This window comes from Streptomyces sp. AN091965, assembly GCF_022698285.1.
Classification (GTDB): domain Bacteria; phylum Actinomycetota; class Actinomycetes; order Streptomycetales; family Streptomycetaceae; genus Streptomyces.
In genome coordinates this window covers 71,899-98,152 of record NZ_JALDMY010000001.1, presented here as the reverse complement: position 1 = coordinate 98,152, position 26,254 = coordinate 71,899, and the positions used below count along the sequence as shown (strand labels likewise).

The 26,254-nt window shown below is 74.2% G+C and carries 18 protein-coding genes; 6 read left to right on the top strand and 12 right to left on the bottom strand.

Annotated features, from left to right (window positions below; all coding sequences use genetic code 11):
• Positions 1 to 2 precede the first annotated feature (2 nt).
• The 6 genes from MQV74_RS00460 (at position 3) to MQV74_RS00435 (ending at position 8,481) form a co-directional block, all read left to right on the top strand.
• Positions 3 to 1,238 carry an MFS transporter gene (locus MQV74_RS00460; RefSeq protein ID WP_242713993.1) on the top strand — a complete coding sequence of 412 codons (1,236 nt, stop codon included), beginning with the start codon at positions 3 to 5 and terminating at the stop codon, positions 1,236 to 1,238.
• Positions 1,239 to 1,393: 155 nt separating this feature from the next.
• Positions 1,394 to 3,076 carry an FAD-dependent oxidoreductase gene (locus MQV74_RS00455; protein ID WP_242713992.1) on the top strand — a complete coding sequence of 561 codons (1,683 nt, stop codon included), beginning with the start codon at positions 1,394 to 1,396 and terminating at the stop codon, positions 3,074 to 3,076.
• Between the two features lie 356 nt (positions 3,077 to 3,432).
• Positions 3,433 to 4,776 carry a phosphomannomutase/phosphoglucomutase gene (locus MQV74_RS00450; RefSeq protein ID WP_242728462.1) on the top strand — a complete coding sequence of 448 codons (1,344 nt, stop codon included), beginning with the start codon at positions 3,433 to 3,435 and terminating at the stop codon, positions 4,774 to 4,776.
• A gap of 392 nt (positions 4,777 to 5,168) precedes the next feature.
• Positions 5,169 to 6,365, top strand: a complete 1,197-nt coding sequence (wecB, locus tag MQV74_RS00445; RefSeq protein WP_242713991.1) for a non-hydrolyzing UDP-N-acetylglucosamine 2-epimerase — start codon at positions 5,169 to 5,171, stop codon at positions 6,363 to 6,365.
• A 50-nt stretch (positions 6,366 to 6,415) separates the two neighbouring features.
• On the top strand, positions 6,416 to 7,150 hold the full coding sequence (locus tag MQV74_RS00440) for a hypothetical protein (protein WP_242713990.1): 735 nt from the start codon (positions 6,416 to 6,418) through the stop codon (positions 7,148 to 7,150).
• A 77-nt stretch (positions 7,151 to 7,227) separates the two neighbouring features.
• Positions 7,228 to 8,481 carry an FG-GAP repeat domain-containing protein gene (locus MQV74_RS00435; RefSeq protein WP_242713989.1) on the top strand — a complete coding sequence of 418 codons (1,254 nt, stop codon included), beginning with the start codon at positions 7,228 to 7,230 and terminating at the stop codon, positions 8,479 to 8,481.
• A 546-nt stretch (positions 8,482 to 9,027) separates the two neighbouring features.
• On the opposite strand, the gene MQV74_RS00430 is transcribed toward MQV74_RS00435, so the two are convergent.
• The 12 genes from MQV74_RS00430 to MQV74_RS00370 all read right to left on the bottom strand — a co-directional run bounded on the left by MQV74_RS00430 (position 9,028) and on the right by MQV74_RS00370 (position 25,184).
• Positions 9,028 to 9,993: an MsnO8 family LLM class oxidoreductase gene (locus tag MQV74_RS00430; RefSeq protein ID WP_242713988.1), complete on the bottom strand. Its 966-nt coding sequence runs from the start codon at positions 9,991 to 9,993 to the stop codon at positions 9,028 to 9,030.
• The gene (locus tag MQV74_RS00425) at positions 9,993 to 10,535 is read right to left on the bottom strand and encodes a hypothetical protein (RefSeq protein WP_242713987.1); all 543 of its coding nucleotides are present in this window, start codon (positions 10,533 to 10,535) and stop codon (positions 9,993 to 9,995) included. Before MQV74_RS00425 ends, MQV74_RS00430 begins: the two co-directional genes overlap by 1 nt.
• Before the next feature lie 387 nt (positions 10,536 to 10,922).
• Complete coding sequence (locus MQV74_RS00420; RefSeq protein ID WP_242713986.1) at positions 10,923 to 11,489, bottom strand: MarR family winged helix-turn-helix transcriptional regulator; 567 nt, start codon at positions 11,487 to 11,489, stop codon at positions 10,923 to 10,925.
• A 95-nt stretch (positions 11,490 to 11,584) separates the two neighbouring features.
• The gene (locus tag MQV74_RS00415; RefSeq protein ID WP_242713985.1) at positions 11,585 to 13,582 is read right to left on the bottom strand and encodes an FAD/NAD(P)-binding protein; all 1,998 of its coding nucleotides are present in this window, start codon (positions 13,580 to 13,582) and stop codon (positions 11,585 to 11,587) included.
• Positions 13,583 to 13,658: 76 nt separating this feature from the next.
• Positions 13,659 to 14,468: an aminotransferase class IV gene (locus MQV74_RS00410; protein ID WP_242713984.1), complete on the bottom strand. Its 810-nt coding sequence runs from the start codon at positions 14,466 to 14,468 to the stop codon at positions 13,659 to 13,661.
• A gap of 6 nt (positions 14,469 to 14,474) precedes the next feature.
• Positions 14,475 to 15,707, bottom strand: coding sequence for an FAD-dependent oxidoreductase (locus MQV74_RS00405; RefSeq protein ID WP_242713983.1), 1,233 nt, complete (start codon positions 15,705 to 15,707; stop codon positions 14,475 to 14,477).
• A gap of 49 nt (positions 15,708 to 15,756) precedes the next feature.
• On the bottom strand, positions 15,757 to 17,349 hold the full coding sequence (locus MQV74_RS00395) for a class I adenylate-forming enzyme family protein (RefSeq protein WP_242713982.1): 1,593 nt from the start codon (positions 17,347 to 17,349) through the stop codon (positions 15,757 to 15,759).
• Positions 17,350 to 17,396: 47 nt separating this feature from the next.
• A complete protein-coding gene (locus MQV74_RS00390; RefSeq protein WP_242713981.1) occupies positions 17,397 to 18,869 on the bottom strand; it encodes an AMP-binding protein in 1,473 nt (490 codons plus the stop codon).
• Between the two features lie 89 nt (positions 18,870 to 18,958).
• Positions 18,959 to 21,118 (bottom strand): aminodeoxychorismate synthase component I, encoded by a 2,160-nt coding sequence (gene pabB, locus MQV74_RS00385; protein WP_242713980.1) that lies wholly within the window; start codon positions 21,116 to 21,118, stop codon positions 18,959 to 18,961.
• A 41-nt stretch (positions 21,119 to 21,159) separates the two neighbouring features.
• A complete protein-coding gene (locus MQV74_RS00380; protein ID WP_242713979.1) occupies positions 21,160 to 22,506 on the bottom strand; it encodes a 3-deoxy-7-phosphoheptulonate synthase in 1,347 nt (448 codons plus the stop codon).
• Positions 22,507 to 22,698: 192 nt separating this feature from the next.
• Positions 22,699 to 24,102 (bottom strand): aldehyde dehydrogenase family protein, encoded by a 1,404-nt coding sequence (locus MQV74_RS00375; RefSeq protein ID WP_242713978.1) that lies wholly within the window; start codon positions 24,100 to 24,102, stop codon positions 22,699 to 22,701.
• Positions 24,102 to 25,184, bottom strand: coding sequence for a phenazine biosynthesis protein (locus tag MQV74_RS00370; protein WP_242713977.1), 1,083 nt, complete (start codon positions 25,182 to 25,184; stop codon positions 24,102 to 24,104). Before MQV74_RS00370 ends, MQV74_RS00375 begins: the two co-directional genes overlap by 1 nt.
• Positions 25,185 to 26,254 lie beyond the last annotated feature (1,070 nt).

The window sequence follows — 26,254 nt, the reverse complement described above, 5'->3', positions numbered from 1 at the left end:
AGATGCCCATCGCCCTTTTGGCGCTGGCTTTAGGCGCCTTCGGCATCGGCACCACGGAGTTCGTGATCGTGGGCCTGCTGGAGGAGGTCGCCGACGACCTCAGCGTCTCGATCCCCTCCGCCGGCCTGCTGGTGACCGGCTACGCGCTCGGTGTGGTCGTCGGGGCCCCGCTGATGACCGCCGCCGGGACCCGGCTGCCGCGCAAGACCATGCTGGCCGTGCTGATGGCCGTGTTCATCCTGGGCAACCTGCTGTGCGCGGTCGCCGGCAGCTACGCCCTGCTGATGACGGGCCGTCTGGTGGCGGCCCTGACCCACGGCGCGTTCTTCGGCATCGGCTCGGTGGTCGCCGCCAACCTGGTCGCGCCCGAACGCAAGGCCCGCGCGATCTCCCTGATGTTCATCGGCCTGACCGTCGCCAACGTCCTGGGCGTGCCGATGGGCACCTTCCTGGGCCAGCACTTCGGATGGCGCTCCACCTTCTGGGTGGTCACCGGCCTGGGCGTGGTGGGCCTGCTCGGCATCCTGGCCCTGGTGCCGCCCCAGCCGCGCGAGGACTCCGGCGGGCTGCGCAGCGAGATCGCCGTCTTCCGCCGCGGCCAGGTGTGGCTGGCCCTGGCGGTCACCGCGCTCGGCTTCGGCGCGGTCTTCGCCTCCTTCACCTACATCGCCCCGATGATGACCAAGGTCGCCGGGTTCTCCGACGGCGCGGTCAGCTGGCTGCTCGTCATCTTCGGCGTCGGCCTGTGCGCGGGCAACGTGCTCGGCGGCCGCCTGGCCGACCGCGCCCTGATGCGCACCCTGTCGATCGCCCTTGCCGCCCTCAGCGCCGTCCTGGTGATCTTTGTGTTCACCGCGCACGCCCAGGTGCCCGCGGCCATCACCCTGGGCCTGTTCGGCGCCGCGGGCTTCGCCACCGTGCCCGCACTGCAGATGCGGGTGCTGCAGAAGGCCGACGGCGCCCCGGCCCTTGCCTCGGCGGCCAACATCGCCGCCTTCAACCTGGGCAACGCTGTGGGCGCCTGGCTGGGCGGCTTCGCCATCGACCACGACCTGGGCTACACCGCGCCGAACTGGATCGGCGCGATCCTGGCGGCCGGCGCCCTGGCGGTGGCCGCGTACTCGGTGCGCCTGGACCGCCGCGAGCGCCGGCGGCCCGGGGACGGCGGGCCCGCCGCGCAGGCCGGTGACACCCAGCCCGAGGAGACCGGCACGGCCCCCGCCCAGGCCCCCGCCTGACCCCCCCCTTTCCCCCTCCAACCCCCCTTCTTTTGTTCCGCCGCCCGCTTGGGGTGAAGTGCTCCGGCCCGGCATCCGCCGGGCCGGTCCGCTCCCGGGCCCCGCCCTTGCGGCGCGGGCCCGGGACGAGCTGTCGAAAGACGAGGTAGCTGACGATGAACGATGTCGATCGCCGCACGCTCATAGGGCGCGGCGCCGCGGTCGCGGGGGCCGCGGTCGCCGCCACAGCCGGTGCCCCCGCCCTGCTGAGCACCCCCGCCGCCGCGGCCCCGGCCGCGCGTGCGCCGCGGGCGGCCGGAGCCCTCATCGGCCCCGACGACCCCCGCTACCCGCTGCTGACCACCGGCAACAACCAGCGTTTCGTGGCCAGACCCGACTACATCAAAATGATCACGTCGGCGGCGGACGCCGAACAGGCCCTGCAGCAGGCCGTCAAGGACAACAAGCGGATCTCGGTGCGCAGCGGCGGCCACTGCTTCGCCGACTTCGCCGCCCACCCCGACACCCAGGTCATCCTGGACTTCTCCCCGATGACGGCCGTCGGCTACGACGAGCGGATGCGGGCCTTCACCGTCGAGCCCGGCGCCCGCCTGCTCAATGTCTACGAAACCCTCTACAAGGGCTGGGGCGTGGCCGTGCCCGGCGGCATCTGCTACAGCGTCGGCGCCGGCGGGCACATCAGCGGCGGCGGCTACGGCCTGCTCTCGCGCGCCCACGGCCTGGTCTCCGACCACCTGTACGCGGTCGAGGTCGTCGTCATCGACGCCAAGGGCAAGGCCCGCACCGTGCTGGCCACCCGGGAGAAGGACGACCCCCACCGGGAGCTGTGGTGGGCCCACACCGGGGGCGGCGGCGGCAACTTCGGCCTCATCACCCGCTACTACTTCCGCTCACCCGAGGCACACGGCACCGAGCCGGGCGACCAGCTGATCAAGCCGCCCTCCACCGTCCTGGTCAGCGCCATCGACCTGCCCTGGGAGCAGCTGAACGAGACCCGCTTCACCCGGCTGCTGAAGAACTGGGGCGCCTGGCACGAGGAGCACAGCGCCCCGGCCTCGCCCTACCGGCATCTGAGCAGCCTGTTCAACGTCAGCGCCAAGGCCCACGGCAGCCTGGGCATGTTCACCCAGGTCGACGCGGGCGTCGAGGGCGCCGAAGGACTGCTGCAGTCCTTCCTGGACGCGGTCCTGGCCGGCACCGGCCTGCGCCCGGGGACCCTGGCCCGGGGCAACGGCGAACTGCCCGCCATGCCCGGCCTGCACACCCCCCGGCGCATGCCCTGGCTGCAGGCCACCCGCCTGGTCGGCACCGACAACCCCACCATCACCAACCCCACCTCGCGCGGCGCCCACAAGTCCGGCTACATGCGCAAGAACTTCACCGACCACCAGGTCGCCGCCCTGTACAAGCACATGACCCGCGCCGACTTCCACAACCCCGACACCATGCTGGTGCTGTTCTCCTTCGGCGGCCAGGTCAACGCCCTGGCCCCGGACTCCACCGCCAACGCCCAGCGCAGCTCCGCGTTCAAGATGTGCTTCCAGACCTTCTGGGCCGAGAAGAAGGACGACGACTTCTACCTGGGCTGGGTGCGCGAGCTGTACGAGGACTTCTTCGCCAAGACCGGGGGAGTGCCCGTCCTGGACGAGCGCACCGACGGCTGCTACATCAACTACCCCGACCGGGACGTGGCTGACCCCAAGCGCAACACCTCCGGCGTGCCCTGGCAGCGGCTCTACTACAAGGACAACTACCCGCGTCTGCAGCAGGTCAAAAAGCGCTACGACCCCGCCGACGTCTTCCGCCACTCCCTGTCGGTGGAACTGCCCCGCCGCTAGGGACCGCACCGCCCCGCCCCCCCCTTTCGCCCCCCCGGGGGCGGGGGCACCCGCCGCCGGGCGCGCCGCCGCACCCCCCCTCGCGGAGCGCGCGCCCGGCGTCGTGCTGCCCCCGGCACACCCCCCCCCGGGGCCCCGGGACAACTCCCCTTCGCCCGGCCCCTCTTGCCCGGCCCTCGCGCACAGCGCCCCGCGCACGGACCCCTTTGCGTTCCCGTTCTGCCCGCACGTCCCCTCGAACCGGAGGCACCCCCTTGTCCCTCACCTCGGACCACACCGCGCACCAGTGCGCCACCACTGCCGCCACCTCCGTCGCCGCACGCGCCGCCGCGGCCGGCGGCGCCGATCTCTCGGGCCTGGTCAAGGCCTACGACATCCGCGGGATCGTCCCCGAGCAGTGGGACGCCTCCCTGGCCGAGCTCTTCGGCGCCGCCTTCGCGCGGGTGACGGGCGCGGCCGCGATCGTCGTCGGGCACGACATGCGGCCCACCTCGCCCGCCCTGGCCCTGGCCTTCTCCCAGGGCGCGGCCCTGGGCGGCTGCGCGGTCACCCAGATCGGCCTGTGCTCCACCGACCAGCTCTATTACGCCTCGGGCGCCCTGGACCTGCCGGGGGCGATGTTCACCGCCTCGCACAACCCGGCACAGTACAACGGCATCAAGATGTGCCGCGCGGGCGCCGCCCCGGTCGGCCAGGACACCGGCCTGGCCGACGTCCGCGCCCTGGTGGAGCGCTGGCTGGCCGAGGGCGCGCCGCCCTCGCTGACCGCGGCGGGCGCGCTCACCCGCCGCGACACCCTGGGCGACTACGCGGCGCATCTGCGGTCCCTGGTCGACCTCTCGGCGATCCGGCCGCTGAAGGTGGTCGTGGACGCGGGCAACGGCATGGGCGGCCACACCGTGCCCACCGTCTTCGAAGGCCTGCCCCTGACGCTGGTGCCGATGTACTTCGAGCTGGACGGCACCTTCCCCAACCACGAGGCCAACCCGCTGGACCCGGCGAACATCGTCGACCTCCAGCAGCGCGTGCGTGAGGAAGGCGCCGACATCGGCATCGCCTTCGACGGCGACGCCGACCGCTGCTTCGTCGTCGACGAGAGGGGTGAGCCGGTCTCCCCGTCGGCGATCACCGCCCTGGTCGCCGCCCGTGAACTGGCCCGCAACGGCGGCTCCGGCACCGTCATCCACAACCTGATCACCTCCTGGACCGTCCCCGAAGTCGTACGCGAGAACGGCGGCACCCCGGTGCGCACCCGCGTGGGCCACTCCTTCATCAAGCAGGAAATGGCCGCCACCGGCGCGATCTTCGGCGGCGAGCACTCCGCGCACTACTACTTCCGCGACTTCTGGAACGCCGACACCGGCATGCTGGCCGCCCTGCACGTCCTGGCCGCCCTCGGCGGCCAGGAGGGCCCCCTGTCGGGCCTGGTGGCCGCCTACGACCGCTACGCGGGCTCCGGCGAGCTCAACTCCACGGTGGCCGACCAGAAGGACCGCCTGGCGGCCCTGCACGCCGCCTACCGCGCACGCCCGGGCGTGCGCGTGGACGAACTCGACGGGCTCACCGTCAGCGGCGCCGACTGGTGGTTCAACGTGCGCGCCTCCAACACCGAACCGGTGCTGCGCCTGAACGTCGAGGCCCGCGAGCAGGCGGTGATGGCCCGCGTCCGCGACGAGGTGCTGGCCATCGTCCGCGCCTGAGGAGCCCGCGCGCACAGCCGCGCACCGGGCGCCGCACGGCGCCCCCGAGCCCGGGAAACCCCCGTGCCCGCTCTGCGGGCACGGGGGTTTTCGCATGTCCGCGCCCCCTTTCCGCACGAAAAGGGGGCGCGGTGTCCAACTCCTGTGCAACCGGCGGGAGAAAGCTCAATTGACGCGGAACTAGCTCACAGGAAAGATATCTAGTGCCAGCAGGGAAACCGGAAGGAATCCCCAAGGCGGGAAACACCGCAAGCGCCGCCCCGGAATTCAAACGGGCCGGCCCCCCTGAGCCCGGCGCGAAGAGCACCCCGACATCCGGTGCCGCGCCTTCCGTAAAGCCCTTCATGAGCCTTTCCCTCCCTCCCCCTTGACACAGAAAAGGAATAAAAGCCATGCGTTCCGTAGCCGTTGTCCTCGGTACCCGCCCCGAAGCCATCAAGTTCGCCCCCGTCATCCGCGCCCTGAAGGACGACCCGCGCTTCGCCCCGACCGTCATCTCCACCGGCCAGCACCGCCAGATGCTCGACGAGACCCTGGACGCCTTCGGCCTCAAGCCCGACATCGACCTGGAGATCATGGCGCCGCGCCAGACCCTGTCCCAGGTGACCTCCCGCTCCCTGCAGGGCCTGGGCGAGGTCTTCAAGGACCTGCAGACCGAGGCCGTCCTCGTGCACGGCGACACCGCCACCACCCTGGCCGGCGCCCTGTCCGGCTTCCACCACCAGATCCCCGTCATCCACGTCGAGGCCGGCCTGCGCAGCGGCCACCTCAACTCCCCCTTCCCTGAGGAGGGCAACCGCCGCCTGGTCGCCCAGGTCTCCGCCCTGCACCTGGCCCCCACCCCCGGCAACCGCGCCAACCTGCTGCGCGAGGGCATCGCCGACGACACCATCGTCGTCACCGGCAACACCGTCATCGACGCCCTGCGCTGGGCCAGCGACCGCGCCGAGGACTACGGCTCGGACGCCATCGAGGACCTCGACAGCGACAACCGCCGCGTGGTCCTGGCCTCCGCCCACCGCCGCGAGGCCTGGCCGGACCTGCCGCAGATCGCCGAGGCCTTCGCCTCCATCGCCGACGAGCCCGACGTACGCGTGGTCATCCCGCTGCACCGCAACCCCGTCGTGCGCGACGCACTGCTGCCCCGCATCGGCAACCACCCCAACATCACGATCGTCGACCCGCTGTCCTACCTGTGCTTCAGCAAGCTGATGCGCCGCGCCGACCTCATCGTCTCCGACAGCAGCGGCGCCCAGGAGGAAGGCCCCGCCCTCGGCAAGCCGACCCTGGTGCTCGGCAGCGTCACCGAGCGCTCCGAGGCCGTCGTCGCCGGCACCGCCCGCCTGGTCGGCACCAAGACGCCCGGCATCGTCCAGGCCGCCTGCGAACTCCTGCGCGACCCCGGCGCCTACGACCGCATGGCCAACGCCACCAACCCCTACGGCGACGGCCGCGCCACCGAGCGCACCGTCGACGCCATCGCCCACTACTTCGGCGACAGCCCCGCCCCCGACCAGTTCACCCCGGCCATCGCCATCGACGAGCTGTCCGCGGAACTGGCCCGCACCGCCACCTTCGCCCGCGCCTGACCGCTCACCCCCACCCGGCAAGGACCGACGACCCGGCAGGAGGCACCGCCATGACCACCACCCGCCAGCAGACCAACACCACCACCGAGCTCAACTTCTCCGGGCCGCACGTCAAGGCCACCCTCATCACCCACGCCCGCGACTACGCCGTGAACGGCACCGCCCTCGTCGTCAACCCCCAGCCCCGCCGGATCACCGTCAGCGAGCACCCCCGCAAGGGCATCCCGCCCCTGTCCTCCACCATCCTGCGCGACACCCGCATCCAGGAGGCCGACACCCTCATCCTGCTGCGCACCGACCTCGACACCCCCATCAACGCCATCACCGGCGAGCCGGGCTGGCAGCACCTGGCCGACCTGCTTGCCGACGAGGCCGCCTTCCCCCGCACCACCCCCCTGTTCAAAAGCCCCCAGGACGACGCGGGCACCGCCCGCTTCGACCCCGCCCACCTGCTGGGACAGAGCACCGCCCCCGCCCGCGCCCAGGACTTCCAGATCAAGGCCAACCTCTGGTTCGCCCCGGCCGGCACCGACTGCCACATCCACAACCGCCACGACTTCATCGAAGTCCACACCCAAGTCCACGGCCTGGGCCGCATGCAGAAGTTCACCGCACCCGACCACACCCGCCTCTACGAAGACCTGCGCATGAGCCCCGGCTACACCACCCCCGACCCCTTCTGCACCATCGGCCCCGACGGCTCCTACCACTACCCCTGGCACCAGTACTACGCCGACACCGACTGCGTCTGGCTCGCCGTCGAATACCACCGCCTCACCCCCTGACCCCTGACCCCTGACCCCTGCCCCCGCACCCCTTCCCTCCGGCCGCCGCGCCCCACGAGACCCCAAGGAGAACCACCATGACCGCCGACGCCCTGTCCGCCTTCCGCGCCCCGAAGTTCACCGCCGAGCTCGTCGCCGACCAGCTGCGCGACGGATACTGGCTGGAGGCCCCGGACCTCAACAGCGACAACAAGCCCGACCTGTTCGGCTACGGCCTGCGCCTGGGCGAGATCTACTGGTACCAGAACGACGAGAAGTGGACCCGCCGCCTGGTCGCCGACAAGATCAAGATGCCGGTCGGCGCCGACTACGCCGACGTCAACGGCAACGGCCGCCCCGACATCATCCTCTGCTACGACCTCTACGGCCCCATCGGCACCATCCAGGACGCCAACACCGAGGGCGGCAAGATCGACTGGCTGGAGAACCCCGGCAGCCCCGACAAGGACGAGTCCCGCTGGAAGAGGCACTACGTGGGCCGCGCCACCGGCATGCACCGCCTGCGGGCCGGCTACTTCACCCAGACCGAGCGCCTGGAGATCATCGGCCTGCCCATCGTCGCCAAGGAAGACGTCCACGCCGTCCTGCCGGTGGTGATGTTCACCCAGCCCGACGACGTGCAGACGGCCGAGGAGTGGCCGATGACGGTCATCGACGACTGCCACTACCGGATGATCCACGGCGCGGAGAAGAAGCAGGGCCTCATCCCCGGCTCGGACCGCGAGTCCCTCCTGCTGGCCTCCGACGAGGGCGTCACCTGGATGTTCTACGACGAGAACAAGAAGGAGTGGGTCCGCAAGCTCATCGGCACCGGCGAACTGACCCAGTTCGAGCAGACCGGCTTCCGCGGCAGCGGCGACCTGAACGTCGGCCGCATGGGCGAGGACGCGATGGGCTACGTCGCCGCCGTCGAGCCCTTCCACGGCAACACCGTCGCCGTCTACACCAAGGCCACCGACGGCCGGCCCGAGGACGTCGAGTGGAACCGCGTCCTGCTGGACGTCTACGGCGACCCGAACGAGAACGGCGAGGGCCCCGGCCACCAGATCGTCACCGCCGACTTCGACGGCGACGGCGAGGACGAGTTCCTGGTCGCCCTGCGCGGCCCGTGGCCCTGGCAGGGCGTCATGTACTACAAGGCCATCGACCTGAAGAACGGCGTCTGGGCCAAGTGGCGGGTCTCCGACGAGTCCGTGGCCCGCATCGCCACCGCCGACTTCAACGGCGACGGCCGCCTGGACTTCGCCACCATCGCCTACTCGGTGCAGAACTACTACGTGGCCAAGGACGCCAAGCTCATGGTCTACCGCAACGAGATCGACGCCCAGTAACCCCCAAACCCCCAACTCCCAATCTCCCAGCCCCCGACCACCAGCCCCCGACCCTCCGACCCCCAACCCCCGACCCTTCGACCCCCGACCCCCGTCCCTTCGACCCCCGTCCCTGTCCCTTCGACCCCTGACCCCCCGTCCCTTCGACCCCGACCGTCCCCGATCCCCGACAGCGACCCCCAGCGGCAGAACAACTCCAGAACGAGCGAAGAAGAAAGGAGGAGGCAGATGACAGCCCCCGGCGAGAGGAGCACGCGATAGCCGCACGCCGGACCAGACGCATCCACCGCAGGACAGGCCACAACAGCAGACAGGAGGACCCAGACCCCCCGGGGCGGCCGTTATCCCAACGGCCGCCCCGCTTCCATGCGCGCACACGTCTTCCCCAAAGGGCCCCGGCTGGGGCACAGACCCGGAGGACAGCCCAGGGGGGCAGCCCTGGGGGGAGCCCTGGGGGGAGCCCTGGGGGGACAGCAGAAGCGGGAGAGCCCTGTCCGGGCTCTCCCGCTTCTGTCCGCGCGCGGGGCGCTGTCCCTCTCGCGCCCCCTAGACGGGGACGGCGTCGGGCGAAGGGGCCGTCAGCTGGAAGGCCTGGGCGAGCAGTTGGTAGGAGCGCACCCGGTCGGCGGGGTCGGCCGTCAGGGTGTTCACCAGGAGCTCGTCGGTGCCGTGGTCGGCGGCGAGCGCGCTCAGGCGGGCGTGGACCTGTTCGGGGGTGCCCGCCACCAGGGTGCGGCGCAGTACCGCGGCCCGTTCCGTCTCCAGCGAACTCCACCGGTGGGCGCGCACGCTGGCGGGCGAGGGCAGGGGCAGGTCCTGGCCCAGGTCCTTGCGGCTGCGCCACAGCAGCACGCTCTGGGCGAGCTCCTCGGCCTTGGCCGCGGTGTCCGCGGTCACCGCGCGCACGGCCACCACGCCGCGCCGGGGCGCCTGCCCGGCGCTCTTGAGGGCGGCGCGGTAGGCGTCAAGGACCGGCCCGCCCGGCTTGTGGGTCAGGAAGTAGGCGTAGGCGAAGGAGGCGCCCAGCTGCCCGGCGTGGCGGGCGGAGTTGGCGCCCGCGCCAAGCAGCCACAGCTGCGGGGGCACCGGCGCGCTCTGGTCGGTCTCGGGGCGCCGCCCCTGGATGAGGCCCAGGTGCAGGCGCACCTCCTCCACCTGGGCGGGGAAGCGGTCGGCGGGGCCGCCCGCGCGCCCCACCCCCAGGTCGACCCGGCCCGGGTGCAGGGCGGCCAGGACGTTGAAGACCTCGGCGACCTTCGCCGCCCGGTAGCGGGGCAGCAGTACGCCGCCGGTGCCGACGCGCAGGTGGCGGGTGCGGGCCAGGAGCTGTCCGGCCAGGATTTCGGGGGCGGTGCCGGCGAAGCCGGGGGAGTTGTGGTGTTCGGCCACCCAGTAGCGGGTGTAGCCCAGGGTGTCCACGCTCTGGGCGAGGTCGGCGGAGGCGCGCAGGGCCTCGGCGGCCGACTGGTCCTCGCCGATGGGGGACTGGTCCAGTACCGACAGGCGCAGCATCAGGCCTCCTGGCGTGCGGCGCTTGTGGGGGAGCGGTGCGGGTCGGTGATGGCGGGCACGATGCGGAAGTCGCGCTGGAAGACCAGGTTGTGCAGGTCGGCGGTGGCGATCGCGCGCAGGGTGGGCACCTCGGCGGCGGCCTGCGCGTCGCTGAAGACGTTCAGCGGCCACTCCGCGACGGTGGCGCCGCGCAGGTGCGGGTGGTGAAAGCCGCGCCCGTAGTGCGCCACCAGACTGATCGGGTCGATGCCCTCACCGCGCTGCTGGGGCCAGGTCAGCGCCCAGGTGGCCGCCAGACCGCCGTCCCTGGCCCGCGTGCAGCCGCTCACGCGCACCTGGCCCGCCCTGTTGAGCAGATGGGTGTTGAACTCCTCCAGGACCTGGCGGGCGTAGGGGTCCAGCAGCGCGACGGCCTGCTCGAACAGCTCCTCCTTGGCCGCGCGCGAGACGGCTCCGTCGCCGTGGGTGCCATCGCGAAGATCTCCGAAGTGCCGCAGCAGCGCCCCGATATGGGCGTCGGGGCGCGTCACGCTGGTGTTCATCCAGTGCCTCCTAGGCGGTGCGGGAATAGCCGGGCGTGCCAGGAGCGCGGCCCGGCCCCTTTTTGGGGGGCCACATGGCCGCGCATCACCGGGCTCAACGCCCGGGCCTCCGCCGGGCCCTCCCGCCGTGACCCGCCTGCGGCCCACTTGGCCAAGTCCGCTGCCCGGCCCGCCCCGTGGGGCGGCCCCCGCCGGTGCGGGCAGGTGCCGAAGTCGCGCCGCGGCCTTTGTGGCCCGCCGCGGGAGCAGGCCACCATGAAGGGCAGGAAGCCGGGCACCACACCGGTACGCCCCGCCGCTCACGCGCCCGGCTTCCTTCTTCTTCCCCCCTCTTCACCCCTTTTCCGTGGGCCGCCCGCCCCGCGCGCGGGGCGGAAGAGGGGGGTTTCAGCGTTTGGGGGCGGGCCGCGGGGCCCGCACGATCCTGCGGGCCCGCCCGGCAGCCGCTGCCCCGGCGCCCGCCCGCGCCGCCCCGGCGCCCGCCCGCGGGGCAGGGGCCTGCTCCAGAGCGGCGGCCACCAGGGAGATCAGCCCGGACAGGGCTTCCACCGCGCCGCCGGGCAGCGGCCGCAGCAGCGCGTCGTAGACGGAGTCCGCGGCCCGGCGCACCGCGTCCACCACACGCCGTCCCTCCTCGGTCAGCTGCGCCCACGAGCCGCGCCCGTCGTGCAGGTCGGCCTCGCGGACCACATAGCCGGACTCGGCCATCCTGCGGATGATGTTGCTGGTGCCGCCGGAGGACAGGTGGCAGCGCTCGGCGAGTTCACCGGGCCGCAGCCGGTAGCCGAGCGCCGCGCCGGCGCCGCGCAGGGCGGCCAGGACCTCGAAGTCGGCGCGGGTCAGGCCCCGCTGGGCGGCTTCGGCGTCGGTGACGGCGTCCATGGCGGCCGCCAGGCGGGTGGCCTGGGCGGCCAGGTGCGCCGGGGTGCACGGTGGCGGGGGTGTCTGGGCCATCAGTACCTCTTCCTGTGCCGGCCACCCGGTGGCGCAGGCGCGGCACCGGGCGGCAGCGCAGTGTAGACAATGCGGGGGCGGGAGCGGGCAGGCGGCTACTCGCGGCCGGTGGCGGCGGCCATCACGGGCGAGACGCTCTCGGCGGCCGGCCGGGGAGCGCGCCCGGTGAGCGCGGCGCCGTAGCCGGGGGGCGTGCTGTGCGCGGGCAGCGCCAGCAGGCTGCGGGCGATGGCGTCGGCGTCGCCCAGGATGACGGAGTCCACCCCCGGGCGGATGCCCGCCGCGGTCGCCCAGTGCACCGCCTCGGTCGGCACGCCGTAGGCGAAGCGGCGCGGGTGGGCACGCCCCGCGGCGTCGATGAGGTGGTAGGGGCGGGCGGTGACGGCCAGGCCGCCGGTCTCGTAGTCGCCGTGCGGGCCGGGCAGGGTGTGCAGGCGCCCCTGCCCGCTGGCCAGCAGGTGGCGAAGGAGGGGGTCGGCGGTACGGTGCAGGTCGCCGTCGGGCAGCCGGGCCTCGATGAGGGTGCGCGCGGTCACCGGCGGGCCGGGCACGGCCGCGGAGGTGGCCGCGAACACGGGACCGTCGGGGCCCTGGGCCGGGCGGATGTCCACCTCGGGGCCGAGCACGTCCAGGACGCCGGCCTCGATCAGCGCGGCCATCTCCTCGATGCGCGAGGCGGGCGGGCCGATGGACAGGTAGGCGTTGAGCGGGGTGTACCAGCGTTCGAGGTCCTCGCGGTGGGAGTCGGCGCTCAGCCCGCTGTGGTCGACGACCTGGCGGATCTCGTTGCGTAAGTCGCGCAGGACGTCCAGGGCGGCCTTGACCGGCCCGCTGAGGTTGCCCTGGCGGGCCTGGTCCAGGTCGCGCCGCAGATGCTCCAGGAGCCAGGCGGTGAAGTCGCCGGGGCCGGTGAAGGAGGTCTCCTTGTAGGGCTTGGCGATCTGCTCCCAGTCCCAGCGCTGGCCGGCGGCCACGTGGTGGGCGTCCAGCAGGGAGGCGCGGGCCTGGGGGGAGGGGGCGGCCAGGTAGCGCTCGGCCAGGTCGTGGCCCGCGCGCGGGCGGCCGCTCGCGGCCAGCAGGGTGCGGTAGTAGACGGCCTCCACCTCGGTGGCGATCAGCGGCCACAGCTGGGCGGCGAAGTCCAGGGGCCGCTGCTGCTGCAGGCGGGCGATGCGCTCGGCGGTCAGCAGCCTGGGGGTGTGGCGGCCGAAGGCGCCCTTCTCGTTCTCGCCGCGCGCGTGGTAGGGCACGCCGCGCCGGGAGCCGGCCACCAGGTGCGGTTCGCGGCCCGAGGGCCGGTAGGTCAGGCGGCCCTGGCGGCGGTGGAAGGTGCCGCCGCGGCCGAGGGTGAACAGGGCCATGTGGTCGAAGAAGTTCAGGCCCAGGCCGCGCAGCAGCACCCGCTCGCCCGGGGCGATGGCGGACAGGTCCAGGTCGGCGGGGTTGGCGGGGGCGATGTAGCGCAGCCGGTGGCGGGCGGCGTGGGCGGCCAGGCCGCTTTCGGCGGCGGTGGGGCGCACCGGGGTGTGGCCCTGGGCGAGGACCACCGCGTCCAGGCCGGTCAGGACGGTGCCGTCGGCCAGGCGCAGGGTCTGCGGGCCGTGCGGGTGCGGCCCGCAGTTCTCCAGGGCGGTGGCGCGGGTGGCGTGGGTGCGCACGCAGGTGTGGGCGGGGGCGCGGGAGACGATGTGGGCGAACGCCCAGCGCAGGTAGTGGCCGTAGAAGGCGCGGGTGGGGTAGGCGTCGGGGCGCAGGGTGCGGGCCTGGGCCAGCACCCAGGCCGGGTGGACGGTGCGCGAGCGCGGCAGGGAGCGCGCCCACTGGTACAGGCTCGGGCCGTGCACCAGCGGCCCCTTCATGCGCACCGAGGCGTCGGTGAAGACGGTCACCTGGGAGGCGACGGTGTTCATCAGCAGGTGGGCGGGCTGGTCGGTGCGCCACACGGCGCCCGCGCCGGGCGGGAAGGGGTCGATGACGTGCACGGTCAGCGGGCGGGTGACCAGGGTGCGGGCGCCGGCGAGGGTCCGCTCCAGGACGGACAGGCCTCGGGGGCCGGCGCCGACGATGGCCAGGGTCAGGGGGCGGCTGTTCATGGCAGGGAGCTCTCCTTGGGCGGACGGAAAAAGAGGGCGGCACGGGGGCGGCAAGGGGGCGCGGGGCGGGGGTGGTTCAGGGGCGGGCGGCCGCCTGCGGGGCGGGCAGGGGGCGGGCGGCGTCCTGCCAGGCCTGCTGCCAGAGGGCGGCGCGCGGGGCGGGTCCGGCCCGGTAGGGGGTGTGGGGCCAGGCGGTCACGGGCCGGATCCCGTGCAGGGCGTTGACCAGCCACACCTCGTGGCCGCTCAGGTCGGCCGGGCGGGCCGGGCGCGGGGTGAGGGGCACGCCCAGGCGGGTGGCGCGGGCGGTGATCCAGGCGGCGGTGATGCCGGGCAGGACGGGCAGGTGGGGGGCGGGCAGGCACAGGCGGCCGCCGTCCCACCACAGCAGGGTGGCGGTGGTGGCTTCAACGGCGAGGCCGCCGGGGGCGGTCAGCAGGTAGTCGTCGGCGCCCTCCTGGCGGGCGCGGGCGCGCAGGGCGGCCAGGGCGTCGAGGTCGGGGCCCTTGCGGCGCGGGCAGGTGCGCGGGTCGGGCCCGTACCAGGGCATCAGGCGCACCTGGGCGCGGCGGGCGGGGGCGGGCCGCAGGCGCAGGCCGAGCACCGGCCGGCCGGCGCCGAGCAGTTCGACGCGCGGGAACCAGGCGCCGGTGCGCGGCAGCCGGCCCGCCACCTGGTCCAGGAAGCCCGCCACGTCCAGGCCGGGGCCGGCGCCCGCGGCCCGGCAGGCCGCCTGGAAGCGGGCCCGGTGCCCGGCCAGGAACCGCACCCGGCCGTCCTCGACGAGCCAGGAGTCGGCGGCGAGCAGCGGGGCGCGGGGCGCGTCGGCGGGGGCCAGGTGGGAGCCGGGCCGCCAGGCGAACCAGGCCGGGGGCTGGTGGGGCACGGCGCTTCAGTACTTTCCGTGCACGGCGGTGGCCGGTGCGGTGCGCGGCCCGTAGGGGGCGCGCTCCAGCCACTCGCCCCAGGCGGGCACCAGCGGGGCCATGCGGGCGGAGAACTGCTGCAGCAGCCGGGTCCTGCGGTGGCGCGGGCGCAGGTGGGCCAGGGCGGTGCCGGCCGCGCGGGAGTTGAACAGGGCCGCCTCGCGGCGTGCGTGGGCGAACGCGCCGACGGCGGCGGTGCGCTCGGCGCCGGCCAGGGCCTGGGCGACGGCCTCGGCGGCGGCCACGGAGTCGGCGATGCCGCTGTTCATGCCGCGGGCCCCGAACGGCGGGAACAGGTGCGAGGCCTCGCCCACCAGCAGCACCCGGTGGGCGGGGTCGGTGAAGGAGTCGGCGACGACCTGCAGGAAGTGGTAGCGCGAGACCCACAGCAGCCGTTCGGCGTAGGCGGGGGGCACCACGCGGGCCACCCAGGCGCGGGCGGCCTCCTCGGTGGCCCACTGCTCGGGGTCGTCGCCGTCCTTGCACTGCAGGTCGAGCTGGAAGCCGCCGGCGAAGGGCACCCGCATCACGCTGCGCCCGTCCAGGGCGGGGTGTTCGTAGGTGAACACCCGCTCCAGGGGCAGGGGGTCGGTGGGGTCCTCGGCGACGTCGACGACGACGTGGAAGGCCTTGGAGCGGGTGCCGCTCATGGGGATGCCCAGGGCGTGGCGCACGGCGGAGCGGGCACCGTCGGCGGCGATGACGAACCGGGCGTGGTGGACGGTGCCGTCGGCGGTGAACACCCGTACGCCCTCGGGGCCGGGTTCGGTGCCGGTGACGGGGGCGTCCCACAGGAAGCGGACGCCGGCGTCCTGGCAGGCGCGCAGCAGGTGCTTTTCGGTCTCGACCTGGCGCAGGCTGGTGAAGGGCGGCAGGCCGCCCGCGGCGCCGGTCCGGGCGGGGTAGGTGCGGGTGAAGACGTCGCGGTCGCGGTAGACGGTGCGGCGGGTGGGCCAGATGACGCCGTGGTCGATGAGGGTCTGGTCCAGGCCGGGGCTGATGGTGCCGAGCAGGGCCAGGGAGTCGCGGTGGACGAACAGGGCGCGGCTGCCGGGCCGCCGGCGTTCGGCGGGGTCGGCTTCGATGACGGTGACGGGGATGCGGTGGTGGCGCAGGGCCAGGGCCGCGGTGAGTCCGACCGGGCCCGCGCCGACCACCAGGACGGGGTGGGGTGCGGGCTGGGGCGAGGGGGGTGCCATGGTGGGTCCTTCCACGAACAGGGGCGGGCGGGGGTGAACGGGCGGGGTGTCAGGTGGCGTTGGCGGGGGCGGCGGGGCTCTGGCCGTCGTGGAGCATGCGGGTGATCTCCACGCGGCGGACCTTCCAGGTGGAGGTGCGCGGCACGTCGGCGAAGGGCCAGTGCAGGGGGGCGGCCATGGCGGGCAGGCCGGCGGTGGCGGTGCGCCAGCGCTCCTCGTCCAGGGGGGCGTCGCGGCGGGTGCAGACCACGGGCACGGGGGTGTGGTCGGTGCCGGGCACGATGATGACTTCCAGGAGTTCGTCCAGGCGGGACATCAGGACGTCCTCGAGTTCGAGGTTGCTGTCGATGGTGTCGATCTGGTCGATCTCGCGGTCGATGAGGCGGAGTTTGCCGCCGCGGTGCAGGGAGCCCATGTCGCCCAGGCGCCACCAGCCGTCGTGGCGCTGCTTTTCGTAGCGTTCGTCCTCGCCGAGGTAGGTCATGATCGTGCCGCGGCCGCGCAGTTCGAGGTGGCCGGCCTGGCCGCGCGGGACGCGGCGGCCGTGGTCGTCGACGGCGCGCAGCCGGATGAAGCCGGGCAGGACGAAGCCGACGTCGCGGCCGTCGTTCTTGGCGGCGCTCTTGCGGGTGTACCAGGCGCCGGAGATGGGGCCGGTCTCGCTTTGTCCGTAGAGCTGGACGAGCAGGGGGCGCCGGCGGCGGGAGGCGGCGAGCAGGCGCTGGATGGTGCGCGGGTGGATGGCGTCGAAGGTGCTGCTGTAGTAGCGCACGCTGGACAGCGGGGCGCCGGGGGCATCGGCGAGGTCTTCCCACTGGATGAAGTTGTTGGGGTGGGTTTCGACCAGGCCGGGGCGGGTGCGGGTGAAGATGGGGCCGACGGTGTCGGGGTCGGGGTCGGTGAGGATGACCAGCGGGTTGCCGTAGTTCAAGAAGACGCCCAGGGAGTGGTAGAAGCGGGAGTGCACGTAGCTCATGGCCAGGGCGACGGTCTCCTTCTTGCGGATGGGCCAGGCGATGAGCTGCTGGGGCAGCAGCCGGTGGAAGAGGGCGCGGGCGTTGTGGACCATGAGCTTGTTGACGCCGGTGGTGCCGGAGCTGTGGGTGATCAGGGCGGTCTGGCGGCGGTGCAGGCGGACCGCTTCGCGGCGGGGGGCGTCGGTGATGTCGGCGAGCAGGCGCAAGGAGGCGTGGGCGGTGGTGCCGGCCAGGACGGTGTCGCGCACCAGGCCGGTGAGGTCGGTGCCGCTGAGGGGGCCGGAGAGTTTGGCGGCGTCGCTGATGAGCCAGGGCTGGGCGAGGCGGTTCAGGAGCTGGGTGACGACGTCGGGGCTCAGGGCGGCGGACAGCACGACGGGCACGGCGCCGATGCGGGCGGTGGCGGCGGCCAGCAGGGCGATGTCGAAGTTGTCGTCCTTGTGGATGGCGACGCGTTCGGTGGGGCGGATGCCCACGTGCCACAGCCGGGCGGCGAGGTCGTCGACGAGGTCGGCGACGCTGCGGTAGGTCAGGTCGGTGCCGGCGTGGGGGAAGGTGGCCAGGGGCTGGTCGAGGGTGACGGGCACGTCGCCGTGCTTGTCGGCGGCCTTCTCCCACAGCAGGCCGAGGTAGAAGGCCTTTTCGGGCAGGGTGAGCCTGGGCATGAGGGGTGTCCTTTCGGGGCGGCCGCGGGCGGCCGGCGCGGGGGTGGTCAGCGGGCGGGGGCGGCGGTGCGGATCAAGAAGCGCTGGAGCTTGCCGGTGGCGGTGCGGGGCAGGGAGTCGACGAAGTGCACGCTGCGCGGCACTTTGAAGGGGGCCAGGCGCTCGCGCGCCAGGGCGGTCAGTTCGGCTTCCAGGCCGGGGGTGTGCTCGCCGTGGGCGACGACGAAGGCGCGCAGTTTGGTGGCGCCTTCGGGATTGGGCAGGGAGGCGACGGCGACGTCGCGGACGGCGGGGTGGGCGGCCAGGACTTCTTCGACTTCGGTGGGGGAGATGGTGATGCCGCCGACCATTTCCAGGTCGTCGGCGCGGCCGCGGTGGGTGTAGGTGCCGTCCGCGTTGCGCACGGCGCGGTCGCGGGTGGCAAGCCAGCCGTCGATGAGGGTGCGGGCGGTTTCCTCGGGCCGGCCCAGGTAGTGGGGCATGACGGTGGGTCCGCGTACCCACAGGTCGCCTTCGGTGCCCTCGGGTACGGGGCTCAGGTCGCGGTCGCGCAGCTGGAGTTCGAAGCCGGGGGCGGGGGTGCCGACGGTGCCCGGGGTCTGGCGGGTGAGGCTGTTGGAGGCGAAGGCGTGGCCGGCTTCGGTGGAGCCGAGCTGGTCCAGGACGGGGGCGTCCAGGTGGGCGGTGACGCGGGCGGCCAGGGCGGGGCTGAGGCGTTCGCCGGCGGAGACGGCGGCGCGCAGGGCGGTGAAGGCGGCCGGGTCGCTGTGGGCGGTCAGGGCGGCGTAGGCGGAGGGGACCGCGTGCAGGTGGGTGACGCGGTGGCGGGCGGCCAGCTCGGCGATGGCGGCGGGGCGGGGCGGGCCGGGCAGCAGGACGGCGGAGCCGCCGGAGTACAGGGGGAAGGCCAGGGAGTTGCCCAGGCCGTAGGCGAAGAACAGTTTGGACACCGACAGGTTGACGTCGTTCTCGCCGATGTCCAGGAGCTGGGCGCCGGTGCCGGTGTAGTAGTGGGCGGGGTCGCGGTGGCGGTGCGGGACGCCTTTGGGGGCGCCGGTGGTGCCGGAGGTGTACTGGATGTAGAGGGTGTGGGCGGGGTCGCTCTCGGCGGGCGGTGCGGGTGCCTGGTGGGCGGCGCGCTCAAGGAGCTGATCGCCCGTGAGGTGGGCCAGGGCGGTGAAGCGGGGGGCCAGGGCGGTGGGGGCCAGGGCCAGGCGGGGGCGGGCGTCGCGCACGATGTGGGCGTGCTCGCGGGCGGCCAGGTGGGGGTTGGCCAGGACGGCGACGGCGCCCAGGCGGGCGGTGGCCAGGAACGCGGTGACCCAGGCGATGGTGTCGGGCAGGGCGATCAGGACGCGGGTGCCGGGGCGGGCGCCGGCGTCGGCCAGGACGGTGGCGGCCCGGGCGGCGAGCTGGTGGAGGCGGCCGTGGGTGAGGGTGAGGTCGTTCTCGTGGTAGGCGGGCCGGTCCAGCCATCGGTTGCGGGCGGCCCGGCGGGCGAGGTCTGCGGCCATGTTCATGGCGGGAGGGGGTCCTGTTCTGGGCAAGGGGGGTGGGGGCCAGGGCGCGCGGCGGCGGGGCCGTGGCCCCCCGAGGGGGCGGGCGGGCTCTAGACCGTGGCGGGCACCTCCGCTGCCCGGGCCTCCTGGACGGCGGCGGTGGCGGGGTGCAGGGCGCGCAGCGGGGCGGCGGCCTTCAGGAGCATTTCCTGGTACTCGTCCTCGGCGTCGGAGTCCAGGACGATGGCGCCGCCGGCGCCGATGCGCCACTGGTCGCCGATGCGCACGGCGGTGCGGATGACGATGTTCAGGTCGGCGGTGCCGTTGGTGGACAGCCAGCCGATGGAGCCGGAGTAGACGCCGCGGGCCTCGGTCTCCAGGGACTCGATGATCTCCATGGTGCGGCGCTTGGGGGCGCCGGTCATGGAGCCGCCGGGGAAGCAGGCGCGCACCGCGTCGATGGCGTCGGTGTCCTCGCGCAGGGTGCCGCGGATGGTGGAGACGAGCTGGTGGACGGTGCGGTAGCTCTCGGTGGCCATCAGGCGGGGCACGTGCACGGATCCGACCTTGCTGACCCGGCCGAGGTCGTTGCGGAGCAGGTCGACGATCATCAGGTTCTCGGCGCGGGTCTTGGCGCTGTCGGTCAGCGAGTCGCGCAGCCGCCGGTCCTCGCTCGGGTCCTCGCCGCGCGGGACGGTGCCCTTGATCGGTTTGGTCTCGATGGTGCCGGTGCGGTCGATGGTCAAGAAGCGCTCGGGGGAGGAGCCGGCGATCTCCACGTCGTCGCCCAGGCGCAGATAGGAGGCGTAGGGGGCGGGGTTGACATGGCGCAGGGTGCGGTAGAAGTCCAGGCCGTCGGCGCCGGCGGGGGCCCAGGCGGCGTTGGTGAGGCAGACCTCGTAGCTCTCCCCGGCGCGCAGCTGCTGGTGGATGTCGGCGATGCGGGCGGCGTAGGCGTCGGCGTCGTGGACGAGCCAGGGCTCGACGTCGGCGGTGCTGGGCTCGGCGGTGGTGCGGGCGCGCGGCGGCAGGGCCAGCAGGGCGGCGGCGGTCGACTCTAGCCAGCGCACGGCGTCCTCGGCGCCGCCGGGCCCGGCGGCCTGCCCGGTGCGGCTGAGGGCGGCCAGATAGGTGGTGCCCTCGTGGTGGTCGACGGCGATGAAGCGGTCGGCGAAGAGCCAGACGGCGTCGGGGGTGGGGGCGCGGTGCTTGTTGGTGGCGCCCAGGTCGCCCTTGAGCTCGTAGCCGAAGTAGCCGACGTAGCCGCCGGTGAAGTCGAAGGGCAGGTGGGGGGCGCTGGTCTGACGGTGGCGCAGTTCGTCTTGCAGGTAGTCGAAGACGGTGCCGGGCACCTGCTCGGCCGCCTGGCCGGTGCGGGTGACCTCGACGTGGCCCTGGCCGGTGCGGTAGCGCACGGTCTCCGCCAGCGGCCCGGCGGCGTCGCCGAAGAAGGAGAACCGGGCCCGCCCGGCTTCGGCCAGGGCGCTGTCGAGCCAGAACACCGGGGCCTGGGCGGCGCCGTACAGGTGGGTGAAGGCGGTCTCGGTGTCGATCTCCTTTTCCAGGATGCGCAGGTGCAGCTGGTAGGGCGCCGCGGCGGGGGCGGCGGTCTTGGGGGCGAGGGCGGGGGCCGTGGCGGCCGCCGGGCGGGGGGCTGCGGGCCGCGGCGCGGTCTCGGGGTGCTCGCCCTGGTGGGCCAGGGTCAGGTCGCGGAAGTTGGCGAGCATCTGGTGGCCGTACTGGGTGGAGACCGACTCGGGGTGGAACTGCACGCCCCACAGCGGCCGTTCGCGGTGCCGCACGGCCATGATCACGCCGTCCTCGGCCCAGGCGGTGGCCTCCAGGGCGGCGGGCAGGGGCTCGGCGATGGCCAGGGAGTGGTAGCGCACGGCCGTGAAGTCCTGCGGCAGGTCGGCGAACACCTCCCGTGCGGTGTGGGTGATGCGGCTGAGGTAGCCGTGGCGGGCCTGGGGGGCGCGGGCGATGACCGCGCCCGCGGCGGCGGCGATGCCCTGGTGGCCCAGGCACACGCCGAGCACGGGGATCGTCGCGCGTTCGATGATGCGGGCGCTGGCACCGAAGTCCTCGGCGCGGCCGGGGTGGCCGGGGCCGGGGGAGATCACGACGTTGTCGTAGACGCTGAGATCGAGGTCGGCGGCCCCGGGGGCGTCGTTGGTGACCACGTCGGGCTCCTCGCCGTTGACCTCGGCGATGAGCTGGAAGAGGTTGTAGGTGTACGAGTCGTAGTTGTCGATCAGGAGGGTCTTCATCACGGCTCCGTCGGGCGCGGGCAGAAGGGGGCGGGGGCGGGTCAGCCGCGGGCGATCAGGTCGGCGGCGGTCTGGGCCAGCAGGCGGGCCTGGTCGTCGTTCAGGCGCGGGTCGCACAGGGTGCGGTAGGCGCGGGCCAGGCCCTGCTCGCTGCGCGGGCCGCCGGCGCCCAGGCACTCGGTGACGCGGTCGCCCGCGACCTCCAGGTGCAGGCCGCCGGGCCACTGGCCGGCGCGGTGCAGGATCTCGATGAACGCGCTCGTCTCGGCGACGATGTCGTCCATGTGCCGGGTCTTGTGGCCGGTGGCGGCGGTGAAGGTGTTGCCGTGCATGGGGTCGCACGCCCACACCACCTGGTGGCCGGCCTCGGCGACGGCGCGGATCATCTCCGGCAGCAGCCGGCGCACGTCGGCCGCGCCCAGGCGGACGATGAGGGTCAGCCGGCCGGGGCGGCGGTGCGGGTCCAGGCGGTGGCACAGGGCGATCAGGTCGCCGCGGCTGATGCCGGGGCCGATCTTGACGGCGACGGGGTTGGCGATGTGGGCCAGCAGCGCGATGTGGGCGCCGTCGACCTGGCGGGTGCGGTCGCCCACCCAGGGCAGGTGGGTGGAGAGCAGGTAGTCCTCGCCGGTGCGCGGATCCCGGCGCACGAAGGGCTCCTCGTAGTCGAGCAGCAGGGCCTCGTGGCTGGTCCACAGCCCCGTGCGGCGCCAGCCCTCCTCGGTGCGGTGGGTGCGCCCGTAGTCGTCCAGGACGGCGCGCAGGGTGCCGTCCCAGGAGCGCGGGCGGCGGGTGCTGATGCTGGCGGCCGACAGCGGGGTGAGGTCGGAGGCGGCGCGGTGGGCGATGATGTGCAGCTCGCTGAGCAGGGCGCGGGCGCTGTGGTAGCCGGTCAGCAGGCGCCGCGGGTCGGGGATGCGGGCGGCCGCGTCGGCGTCGGGGGCGTTGACGTTCAGGCCGCGGAAGACGGGCAGGGCGCGGCCGCCGACGATCTCCTCGGGCTTGGAGCGCGGCTTGGCGTACTGTCCGGCGATGCGGCCCACCGTCATGGTGGGCACGTCCAGGCGGTTGCTGATGATCTCGCCCATCTCGCCCAGGACGCGGTGCTTGCCCTGCAGGGCGGCCACGCCCATGGCGCCGGTGGGCTCGGCGCAGTCACCGGCCTGCAGCAAAAAGGCCTGGTGCGCGCTGACGTCGGCCAGGGCCGCGCCGACCTGGCGCACGTCGGCGGCGGCGGTCAGTGCGGGCAGGCGGGCCAGCTCCCCGGCGACGTCGGCGACGGCGGCCGGGTCCGGCCACGGCGGCTGCTGGGCGGCGGGCAGGCCGCGCCAGGGCGGCGCGGTCAAGGTGGCGGTGCGGGCCGGGGGAGCGGGTGCGGTCAGGGGCATGACGGGTCTCTTTCGAAGGCGGGCGGGCACCGGGGTGCGCCGCGGACGGCAGGCGGGTGGGGCGGACAGGACGAACGCGAAACCAGGGGCGGAGCGGGCGGAGCGGGCGGAGCGGGCGGTGCCGGGGCCGGGGCCGGTGCGCCCCCGGGGGCGGGGCGGGCGCACCGGCCGGTGCGGACAGGCGGGCAGGGGTCAGGCGGGGCGGATGAGGGCTTTGGGTTCCAGGAGGAATCCGGCGAGGCTGCCGTCGTGGGGCAGTTCGGGGCGCGAGAGCCAGGGCCGGACGTCCCCGGTGGTGACCTTGCGGACGCTCGGCTCGTGCAGGAGCTGCTCGGCCAGGTGCGTGTGGCGGCCGCTCAGGCTGACCACCAGGGAGTTGCGCAGGGGGGCGGTGCCGTGCGTCTGGTCCCAGGGGGCGACGACGACGAAGGGGAAGGGCAGTTCGGTGCCGACCAGGGGGTGGTGCGGGTCGTCCACGGAGATCACCAGCGGGCGCATCACGACGCTGGTGTCCTCCAGGGCGGTCAGCGGCCCCGTGGGGTAGCGGGCGCTGGAGTGGTCGGTGCCCTGGGCGGCGAGCCCGGCCAGATAGGGGCCAAGGGCCTCGGCGTTGGCCTGGGTGGTGGCGGGCAGCAGGGCCTGCGCCGCGGTGACCGGCAGCGGGGGCAGCGCGGCCAGGCGCTCGGCCAGGGCGTTGGCGAGGGCGCCGACGTCACCGCTGGTCAGGACGGCGGAGATGTTGTTGCAGCGCACCCCGCCGTCGTCGGCGATCCACGACGTGAGGCTCTCGGCCAGGGCGGCGGCGCTGTCGGCGTCCACCAGAGCCTTGCTGCGGCCGGGGCCGCGCACCAGGATGTCGCGCCGGTTGCCGTAGCGGGCGGCCGCGTCCGGGCCGCCGTAGACGATGCCCAGGTCGGCCTGGTCCAGCAGGTGATCGCCCAGGTCGTGGCCGCCGGGCAGGAAGGCGAGCCGGTGCGCGTCCAGCCCGGCCGCCAGCAGCGCAGCGGTCAGCCGGCGGGGGGTGAAGGGGTCCTTGCTGCCGGGGCGCAGCAGCACGCTGTAGCCAAGGGAGAGGGCGCGCACCCAGGTGACGTTGGGCTCGGGGTGGTTGTTGGGCACGACCACGGCCAGGACCTGGCCGCGCGGCACCCAGTGGCGGGCGAAGGCGCCCTCGGCGAAGGGGGCGGGCAGCTCGGCGGCGTTGAGCTCCTCGATGCGGGCCAGGGCGGAGCGGATGCCGGCGGTGGCGCGCTCGACGGTGCCGCGCGGGGAGCCGGTGGCCAGCGCCACCCGCCGCTGGTACTCCCCGGGGCTCTCGCCGTCCAGGGTGGCGGTGGCGAACAGCCGGCCGGCGGCGGCGAACACCTCGGCCCCCGGCGCACCGGTGGCGGCGTGGGCGCGGACCTCGTGCACGGCGGCCTGGGCCAGCAGCCGCGGGGCGAGCCCGATCTCGGCGACCACCTGGCCGTCCACGCCCCTCAGTTCGGCCCGGTCGCGGCTGTCGACCTCCCGCCCGGCGATGACCGGGTTGAGCCGCACCACAGGGACGGGCCGCTCGACGGAGGCGGGCTGCTCGACGGGGGCGGGGGCGCTCATCAGTAGACCCCCTCGATGACACGGGCGCCGCCCTGGGAGGGCAGCGGGGCGATGTCGGCGAGCCCGTCGACGCTGTCGCCGGGCGCCGGGCGCACCCGGATCGCGGTGTCCCGCTCCAGCACGTTGGGCAGGAACATGTCGCGGCTGAGCAGGTGCACGCGCACCTGGCCGCGCTCGCCGTAGGCCACCGGCGCGCCGTGGCCGTCGACGAGCTCGACCACGGACTGGGGGAAGAAGGGGCGGAAGACGGCCGGGTGCACGTCTTCGTCCTGGCGCGGGCGCTGCGGGGCGATGCCCATCAGGGTGTTGCCGTAGATCGCGGCGATCCGCGCCCGCGGGAAGAACGTCTCCTCGATCTGGCGCAGCGACTCCGCGCTGATGCTCGTGCCCGCCCACACGATGCCCTCCAGGCCCGCGGCAAGCCGCTCGTACAGATCACGGCGGCCCACCAGCGCCTCCAGGACCGGCGGGGTGATGAACAAGACCTTGATGTCCTGGGACTGCACGATCAGTTCGACCTGGTCCAGCAGGTAGGAGCGGTACTCGCCGGCCAGGTCGGTGCGGCCCGAGCCCAGCAGGCGCTTGACCCAGCGCGGGTCGAAGTCGACGGTGAAGGCCACCGAGCCGCGGCGCTGCGCCAGATGGCGGATGGTGCGCCCGACCACGTGCGGCCCGGTGGGGCCCACGTGCAGCCAGTTGCCGGTGGCGGGGAAGCCGTGGGCGTCCAGGACGGTGCTGACCCAGTCGACGTTCAGGCCGCGCGAGACGCTGTCGACGACGCGCTTGGGCGCGCCCAGGGTGCCGCCGGACTCGAACACCTCGAAGGGCGCCCCGGTGTGCCCGGCCGGGATCAGGTCCTCCACGGCCACGGTGCGCAGCTGGTCGCTGACGTCGGGGAAGCGGCGCAGGTCGGCCAGGACACGGATGTCACGCACCGGGTCGAAGCCGAGCGTGGGGGCCAGGCGCAGCCAGAACGGCGAGCCGGTCGCGGCATCGAAGTGCCAGCGCAGCGTCCGGCGCAGATGGGCGTCGGCATCGGTGTCCAGAGGAACCAGAGGGGCGTGCGGGAGCAGTTCGGTCATGGTGTGTCAGCCCAATTCGTCAGGGTGAGGTGGAAACGGGGCAGGCCTGAGCCGGTGGCGCGCTCAGGCCTGGGCGGGCATCGCGGGCAGGGAGGTACCGGGCGGGGGAGCACCCATAAATAGCTTTCAGAAAAGCTTTCTTGATGTCAAGAGTCAGCCGCGATGTGCAGCGAATTGGGCATCCTTGAACCCCCAACAACCCCAACAAATACGGAGATTCGTCTACGTGGAGCTAGCGAAGGGTGAGTGGATTTCACGGGTCGAGCTTCTTTCAAGAAAGCTTCTTGGGGTGGGTGGGTGAGGGGCGGCAGCCCAGAGGAGGGCGGGGCTGCGGGTCCGGCGCGGGCGGAGGCGGCGGCCGCGCCCGGACGGAGGCGAGGAGGATGCCCTGCCCCGCCGAGCTGACCTGACGGAGCATCAACAGTGCTGCTGCGGACCGGATACGGAGACCCGCAGGGGGCGGTGGCCCGGCGGCGGCCGGGGTGCAGCGCGACGGCGGCGCCGTAACCGCCCGACAACAGCCGGGCGGAGTACCGGCCGTGGGCCGGACCGGAGCCCGCCGTCCGTCGACGCGGCGACGGCGAGGGCGGCGGCCCGGTGGCGACGGACCCGACGCGGCCGCCGGGCGAGCGGCCGGGGCAAGGTCACGCCCTGGCCACGGCCCCTGGCCCCCGCCAGTGCCCTCCGCATCAGCTCGGCACGAGCGGGGCCACCCCGCCCCCGGCAGCGCCCTGGCCACGGCCCCTGGCCCCCGCCAGTGCCCTCCGCATCAGCTCGGCACGAGCGCGGCCACCCCGCCCCCGGGCAACGCCCTGCCCACGGCCCCCCGACCTCGGCCACAGCCCCCCGACCCCCGGCAGCGCCCCCGCAACAGTCCGGCACCAGCGCGGCCGCACCCCGCCCCCCCGGCCGCCCTCACATGACGAACCGTCACCGCCCCCAGCCAGGGCCCTCCGTCCAAAGCCTTCCAGCCGGGCTCCCGGGCCACGGCACCCCCGGGCCCCCGGTCACGGGCCGCCGGGTTGGGCCCCCGGCCCCGGGTCACACCCCCCCGGTCACGGGCCGCCGGG